This window comes from Streptomyces sp. WAC04114 (genome assembly GCF_019733245.1).
GTDB lineage: Bacteria > Actinomycetota > Actinomycetes > Streptomycetales > Streptomycetaceae > Streptomyces > Streptomyces massasporeus_A.
Genome location: NZ_JAIGQA010000414.1, coordinates 1 through 667, shown reverse-complemented (window position 1 = coordinate 667; position 667 = coordinate 1). Strand labels below are relative to the sequence as shown.

Annotated in this window: 1 pseudogene; it reads left to right on the top strand. The window is 72.4% G+C overall.

The window, feature by feature from the left end:
• Positions 1 to 453 precede the first annotated feature (453 nt).
• Positions 454 to 667, top strand: a pseudogene (locus K4G64_RS39540) (PucR family transcriptional regulator); the annotation flags it as partial.

Below are 667 nucleotides of genomic sequence, written 5' to 3'. Positions count from 1 at the left end.
CACGGGCAGGACGCGGGCCGCCCAGGACACGGCCTCGGTCAGGGCACTGCGCTCGATGCGGAATTCCATGGGTGCCTTCCTCGGGTCGAAGTCGTCAGCCGACTCCTGCGTCCGACGGTACGAGGCACCACTGACAATCAGGCGCGCCCACAGCGCAGCACTGACGCGCGGAAGCGCGGCAACCAGCGACAGCGACCACCCCCGTGAGCCGCTGCCGCCGCGTTGCCGCGGTCCCGTGTTCCGGCCTCCCCCGTCGTCCCCCGACGTGCCGGAACACGTTCGGACGATAGATCGGAGGGTAGGGGCACCGGGAGATTCAATACGCCCAATGGGGCGGCCGCCGGGGTATCGGTCCGCACAGTCAGAATGGCCCGGTCACCGGCGACACGGCTGTGTCCTGGGCGGAACGGGGGACTGATGCGATCAGGGGAGCGTGCGGACGATCTTCTGCGGATGCACCGGCTGACCCGCACCGGCGGAACGGCCGAGCTGCTGCGCTGGCTGGCCGGGCGGGCCGAGGGCTGGGCCGGGCTCGTCGGGCCGGACGGCACGGTGCTGCACGCCGCGGCCCGTACGGCGGGGGCGATGGTGCCCGATGTCGCGGGCCTGGTCGCCGAGGGCGCGAGCGCCCTCACCGAGCGGGGTGTCCAGGCGTATTCCGTGGACA